Origin of the sequence: Holospora undulata HU1, assembly GCF_000388175.3 — a bacterium.
GTDB classification, from domain to species: domain Bacteria; phylum Pseudomonadota; class Alphaproteobacteria; order Holosporales; family Holosporaceae; genus Holospora; species Holospora undulata_A.
The window spans coordinates 1-6,277 of the sequence record NZ_ARPM03000099.1 but is presented as its reverse complement, the minus strand read 5'-3'; the positions used below and the strand labels follow the sequence as shown (position 1 = coordinate 6,277).

Sequence of the window (6,277 nt, the reverse complement as noted above, 5' to 3'; positions counted from 1 at the left end):
AGAATTAATAGAATTTTATACTTAAAATTCAGTATAATTTTCTACCTCCTTACTCTTGTGATTTGAATCCAGTAGAGAAATTCTGGGATAATATGAAGAGGTGGACAGTATACTAAATTTCAACGCTCTATTCGACGCTATTTCGTGGTTCTTGCTATTTCTTGCTTCTTTAAAATCTCTAATTCAACCTAAATTACTATAGTATCGGGAAATGGTATAAAACCTAAACACATCTTACAATTTAAGAGAGGGAAAAAATTAAAAAGGGGAGATTTTTAAAATTTAAAAACAAATGGTCATTAACGAAAAAGCTTAATTTGACATTTAACTATAGGAATTCTAAAAGCTAAGATTTGTATATTTTCTGTTTATTTGATTAAAACTAGGTATCCAAAACACAATTTAGAATCAACAACAGGGAAGCATTTCAAGATAATAAAAATATTAATGATGCACAATAGCTATATATTGAATTCCATCCTAAGTATCTTTTGGTAAAAATAAAAAATATCAAAGCTTTTTTTAATCGTTAAATATTGCTCTCTCACTCAAAAATAGGTAGCATATTTCGTTTCATATGTTCTATAGCTGAAACGAAACAAATGTGCTATTCTTTCTAGGTACTTTTTCTTTTCTAGAGTTTAGATTGTCTGATTCCCAGTCTTCTCTTTCTATTTTGCAGCCTCCCTATAATTTAGAGATTGAGCAAGCATTTTTAAGTATTTTGCTTCGAAACAACAGTGTTTTTGAAGAAATAGGGGAAGCTTTGCACTATGAACATTTTTATACTTCTCTGCACCAACATATTTTCAAGACACTTAGCTATCTTATTCGAAAAGGACAGATTGCAAACCCCATAACCCTAAAACATTATGTGGAAAATTATCTTCAAAATGAAGAAGTTACGCTTTCAGATACATATCTTGCAGAGCTAGCAGGATTGATAGTACCAACCTGTAACGCCCATCATTACGCTAAAATTATTTACGATTTATATCTAAGAAGACAGCTGATGCTTTTGGGGGAAAAAGTTTCTCACGGGGCCTGCGTAATGAGCGTGGAAGGCCCTGATGCGCTTCAGCAAATTGAGATAGCGGAAAATTCTTTATTTCAAATGCATCAAACAGGCCAAAAACCTCAGATACAGTCTTTTACTTCTGCCTTAACGCAAGCCATTGAAAGCGCTCAGTTGGCGTACCAACGAGATAGCCACGTCGTAGGAGTGACCACAGGATTATTAGATTTAGATAAAATGTTAGGCGGGCTTCATCCTTCAGATTTAGTAATACTTGCGGCGCGTCCTGCGATGGGAAAAACTGCTTTGGCCACTAATATCGCTTTTAATGCAGCGCGTGTAAGAATGCATGATACAAAAGGAAAGGGAGACGGCGCAGGTGTGGCGTTTTTTTCTCTAGAGATGTCTGCCTTGCAGCTTGCTATGCGAATTCTTGGTCAAGAAACAGGAATTTCTTCAGATCGCATCCGTCGAGGAGCAATTGAAAAAGACGCATTTCCTTTATTTGTAGATCTTTCTAAAGAGCTTTCAAGTCTGCCATTGTTTATTGATGATACGCCCGCGCTATCTGTGACAAGCCTGTTAACACGTGCGCGTCGCTTGCAACGAAAAGAAGATATTAAATTGATTGTTGTGGATTATTTGCAGCTTCTTACCACAGGAAGGTCTAATAGTTCGGAAAATCGTGTTCAAGAACTTTCTGAAATCACTCGTGGACTTAAACAAATGGCAAAAACTTTAAATGTTCCAGTATTAGCGCTTTCTCAGCTTTCACGTGCGGTAGAACAAAGAGAAGACAAGCGCCCAATGCTAGCAGATCTTAGGGAATCTGGAAGTATTGAACAAGACGCTGATGTTGTTATGTTTATTTATCGAGAAGAATACTACGAAGCACGTAATAAGCCTCAAGACGGTTCTGAAAAAATGTTACACTGGCAGCGTCACATGGCGGAAATATATAATACTGCAGAAATTATTATTTCCAAGCAAAGACATGGCCCAACGGGAAGTGTGATTCTTCAATTTGATGGGGCGCGAACGAAATTTTCTAATTTGGCTCAAAAGAGTGTATAAAAATAAGGCGTAAAAGATTACCAAAGCGTATGGCTAATGGATAAAAAAACAAAAACAGCTCAAATTATTAATTTTTTTATTTACTTTTCAAGATGATTTCATCGTGCTTAAAAGAAAATAAGTATGCATTGTTCTGTATTGAAAAAATTAATCTTAAATGCATGCGGAAATGAACTATTTAATTTGTTGAGTTTTGGCCAGTAGTGTGATACAACCGTTACAATTTTACTATACCTGGAGCTTTAAAATGAAAAAAATGCGGTATGTTTTGGTATTTTTTTTGATAGGAAGCTCTGTCTGCTCTGCAGGAGGGGGAGGTAACTTCAGTAAAGCTAGCGAAAAAATTAGTGAAACTGAACAAAAAATAAAAAATGCGGTTATAGGGCCACAGGGTTTTGGTATTCTTCACCAAACACCACTGATACAAGAGGAAGAAATGAAAAAAGCGATGCGAAGTATAGTGTATACTGCTTTTTACTACGATTCGTCTACTCAAAGCACGCCTGCTCCTACTATAATAGTAAATAAAAATATGGTTGATTTAGATAAAAAATTAAGAGAGGACGAAAATGCAAGAAAAAAACTTTTTGAATTTGAAAACGTTGTGTCAGAGTTAACTGAATTTGTCCCCCCTAGAAACGATCAAGAAGCTGGAAGATGGCGCTTTTTGAGGTCAGTTGTTGCCTTAGATAATGCGGTGTACCCTGAAGATGCTAAATTGTCTTTACCAAATATTGATAGAGAGTTGAAGAACGCAATTGCATGGAAATGCCTGTCGATATGTGGAAATCAATATGTAAACAGAAGGGACATTAATTTGACGCACATAAATAAACAGAAAATAGATAGCTTGTTTTTTGCACATTCTGAGAACCCCCCCGCATCTTTTCTTATGGAGGTAGAGTCCGATAGGGGGCAGTTCATTCAAGAAGACACCCCCTCCTGGATAAAGAAGAGAATTTGTAAAGTGGAATATAAGCAACAATGGCAAGATTAAATCATAGCATTCGTAAGCGAATGAAGTTTTAATTTTAATAGACGGTATTCTAGGAAAAAAGGCTTTTTACTCATTTTCTTTATAGTGAAAAAAAAAAAGTAATAGACAGTTGTTGTTTTGGATTTTTCGGTAAATTATTTGCTTTTATAGAGCATTTTGTAACGGCTTTAATATGCGTTATATAAAAAGGGGCAAAAAGCCCCATAGTTTAATTACATTTACTTTTATTTTGAAAGTTTTAGAATACAAACTTTTCTTCACTTTTTCGTATTCTAGTCTTTATCTTAAAAATTGTTTTCATTCCCCCCCTTTCTTAGAAAACGAAGAAAAGTGTTGCCTTATTGGATGAACTGCTCCTCATCGTGCTCTATCTGTGCAGGAATAACCACAGGATTTTGCTCAGCATGTACCAAAAAAAAGTCGTTTATTTGCTGTTCATTCATGTATGCTAGATGAATATTATTTTTGTTTACGTACTGATCTCCACATATTAACAGGCATCTCCATGCAATTGCGTTCTTCAACTCTCTATCAATATTTGGTAAAGATAATTCAGTATCTTCGGGATACACCGCATTATCCAAGGCAATAACTGACCTCAAAAAGCGCCATCTTTCAGCTTCTTGATTATTTCCACCAGCTTCAAGTCCAGTTAACTCCGAAACAACGTTTTCAAATTCCAAAAGTTTATTTTTTGCATTTTCGTCCTCTCTTAATTTTTTATCCAAATCAACCAATGTGTTGTTTTCTATTATTCTAGGACCAGGCTTGCTTTTTGTGTTGGAATCATAGTAAAAAGAGGTATAGGCTATATTTCGCATCACCTTTTTAACTTCTTCCGATTTTATAGGCTGCACTTGATGAATAATATCTAAACCATGTGGTCCTATAACTTGGTTTTTTACTTTTTTTACAGCTGAACTAATTTTTTCTTTAACTTTACTGAATTTCCAGCCTCCTCCTGCCGAACAAACAGAACTTGCTGTCAAAAAAAATACCAAAACATAACGTATTGTGCTCATTTTGAAACTCCAAATATCTAAAAACCTCCTAAAGATCCTATCAGATTATTAACTAAAACTCAACGGATATCTAAATTATACAAAAACCGACGTATAAATAGATATAGGTTGATAAAACGATTTAATAATATGATATTATCAAAAATTACTCTGGTAAAAAACCCAAGGAAAGAGTAGAAAATATGAAAAAAATTATGAGATAATGCCGTTTTAGCATCACAAAAACTGGCCGTAAGTAGTTTCTAAATATTTTTTACAAATATTTTTATGACTAATTAATAATCTTTATAAATACCCCTAAATACTTTAAGAAACATTTAGGAAAATTGATGAAATATACCTATAAAGATTCGTATGGAGTGAAATGCGCTTCTAAATTGCACCCTCATTGATTTAAAGAGTGGAGTTCTTTGGAAACCATCATTTATCTAACTTCGCGTTACAAATGTCAGCAATAAAGCTAAATCTTAGACCTATTCTAAATCGTTTAAGTAATTCTATATATTTTCATTCTTACTTTTTTCACTCACAAGAATTTTCGAAGCTTTTAACTAAATATCTTTTTTGTTAGAATTGATAGAAGAAGTCTTTTTTAAAAGTCTCTAAAAAAAATTGTATGTAAATTTTGTAAATGTTCGGAGCGCTTTAAAAGCGGTTTTGTTCGATGGATTCAGCGGTACAAATGTAAAAAATATGGAAAAAATTTCACGAGGTGTGCCCGAGAAATACAAGCTCAAAGCCTTCGTTTTATACGTAAACGGCTTTTCAATGAACCGAATTGCTCAGCGTTTTGGTGTCAGCGCCACCGCCGTTTTGAAGGGGGCGGGCACCTTATAATCAAGGCTATGCGCCAAAATTGAGCCATCCCCAGAAGACAAAGGTAGTGTCAAGGAAGTCGATGAGTTTTTGAATTGTTTAAAAAAAGAGGAAAAAATTTGGATTTTTAAAGCTTAAAGTCTGTGATCGTGCTGAAAAACGGCTTATCGATTGGGAATTTGGTGATCACTCCAAACATTTAAACGACTTTTTGAGCGATTAAAAAAATAGAAAATTTTATTTTATTGCGGAAATCATTGGGCAGGTTTTAATAAAATTATTCCAAGCCCCCCCCTCTTTCAGGGAAAAGATAAAACCCTTTCTATTGAACAAAATAACGCTCCACACCGCCATTGGTTTGCAAGATTTCGCCCCCCTTGCAAACACACGATCACTTGAAATTTTGGAGGGAACACTGCTTATTTTTGCAGTACTTCACGTTAATAAAATTTTGAAAATTCATCATGCTATCTTTGATTGAAGGTCTCACAATTTTGATGAGGCTGCCGTTTATTTAAGCTATTTGTTATACACCTATGATATACTTCTCCTTTTCTTAAAAATAGTCAGTATATACTTATTTAGCAATGGGAATTGGCGTTATACTATGGAGTTAGCTAAATGAGAGTTTGCGAAGAATTCTATCACGAAAATTTTATTTTTATTTTGTACAATCCATAATATTCAATACAAACCATTGGTAAAATTATGAAATCACCTATTTTAAATGTTTTTTTAATTAGCATTATGTTCATAGAAAACTCTTTTGCAAATAATGGCTCAGAAAAAGATCCATCAAATAGACTCGCGAAAACAGAAGAAAGCCCACGCCTCTCCGAAATGGAAGAATCTTACTTGCAAGACTCTGAACTGAACGAAGATGGAATAGGAGAATCTGAAAATTTGGGGGAAAACAAAAGAAAAATAAAAGAGAATGAAAAATTTGAAAATTTTATAAAAAATTTACAAGACTCTTTAAGAATTTTATTTGCAAGTCCAAATTTAGACACTTTTCGACAAAGTTTTCTTGAATTAATCCACCAAAAAACAGATCTTCTTGATCAATTTGCTAATCTTCCTAAAAAAAACAGAGAAGATTTTCTGAAAGTTCTAAAAGTTTTAAAAGACAGCAAAATCGGAGATTCTGAATTTTTAAAAGAGATCGAGTTAGAGAAAAATGACTTCGATTACATTGTGGACATTCTTCGCCCCCTCTACTTTAAAATACGAAATTTCGCAGTAGCAAAGAACGCTCCATTAATTTGGAAACAATTACGAAAAGTTTTTTTGCGCTTCCTAAACAACGACTCAGCCCCCTCCCCCTCAAACAAACAAATGGCAATAGAAAAAGAT

General features: G+C 34.1%; 7 protein-coding genes. 6 read left to right on the top strand and 1 reads right to left on the bottom strand.

Features of this window, described 5'->3' with window-relative positions; genetic code table 11:
- Nucleotides 1-17: 17 nt before the first annotated feature.
- The 3 genes from K737_RS11865 (at nt 18) to K737_RS02060 (ending at nt 3,086) form a co-directional block, all read left to right on the top strand.
- Nucleotides 18-116, top strand: a complete 99-nt coding sequence (locus K737_RS11865) for a transposase (RefSeq protein WP_075260323.1) — start codon at nt 18-20, stop codon at nt 114-116.
- A gap of 530 nt (nt 117-646) precedes the next feature.
- Nucleotides 647-2,089, top strand: coding sequence for a replicative DNA helicase (locus K737_RS02065; RefSeq protein ID WP_052563215.1), 1,443 nt, complete (start codon nt 647-649; stop codon nt 2,087-2,089).
- A gap of 247 nt (nt 2,090-2,336) precedes the next feature.
- Entirely contained in the window at nt 2,337-3,086 is a 750-nt protein-coding gene (locus K737_RS02060) for a hypothetical protein (protein ID WP_023492368.1), read from the top strand.
- A gap of 338 nt (nt 3,087-3,424) precedes the next feature.
- On the opposite strand, the gene K737_RS02055 is transcribed toward K737_RS02060, so the two are convergent.
- Nucleotides 3,425-4,108, bottom strand: coding sequence for a hypothetical protein (locus tag K737_RS02055; protein WP_024161374.1), 684 nt, complete (start codon nt 4,106-4,108; stop codon nt 3,425-3,427).
- Between the two features lie 612 nt (nt 4,109-4,720).
- Here K737_RS02055 and K737_RS02050 point away from each other — a divergent pair.
- From K737_RS02050 to K737_RS02045, 3 genes are all read left to right on the top strand, one after another.
- Nucleotides 4,721-4,945: a hypothetical protein gene (locus K737_RS02050; protein ID WP_006289804.1), complete on the top strand. Its 225-nt coding sequence runs from the start codon at nt 4,721-4,723 to the stop codon at nt 4,943-4,945.
- Between the two features lie 304 nt (nt 4,946-5,249).
- Entirely contained in the window at nt 5,250-5,405 is a 156-nt protein-coding gene (locus tag K737_RS10485) for a hypothetical protein (protein WP_200863587.1), read from the top strand.
- A 227-nt stretch (nt 5,406-5,632) separates the two neighbouring features.
- Nucleotides 5,633-6,277, top strand: a 645-nt coding sequence (locus K737_RS02045) for a hypothetical protein (protein WP_006291063.1), incomplete at its 3' end; no start/stop codon positions are given.

What these genes read in the sequence shown, in the direction of transcription:
- K737_RS02060 (WP_023492368.1), top strand. Translation starts at nt 2,337, where the DNA reads ATGAAAAAAATGCGGTATGTTTTGGTATTTTTTTTGATAGGAAGCTCT.
- K737_RS02055 (WP_024161374.1), bottom strand. Translation starts at nt 4,108, where the DNA reads ATGAGCACAATACGTTATGTTTTGGTATTTTTTTTGACAGCAAGTTCT.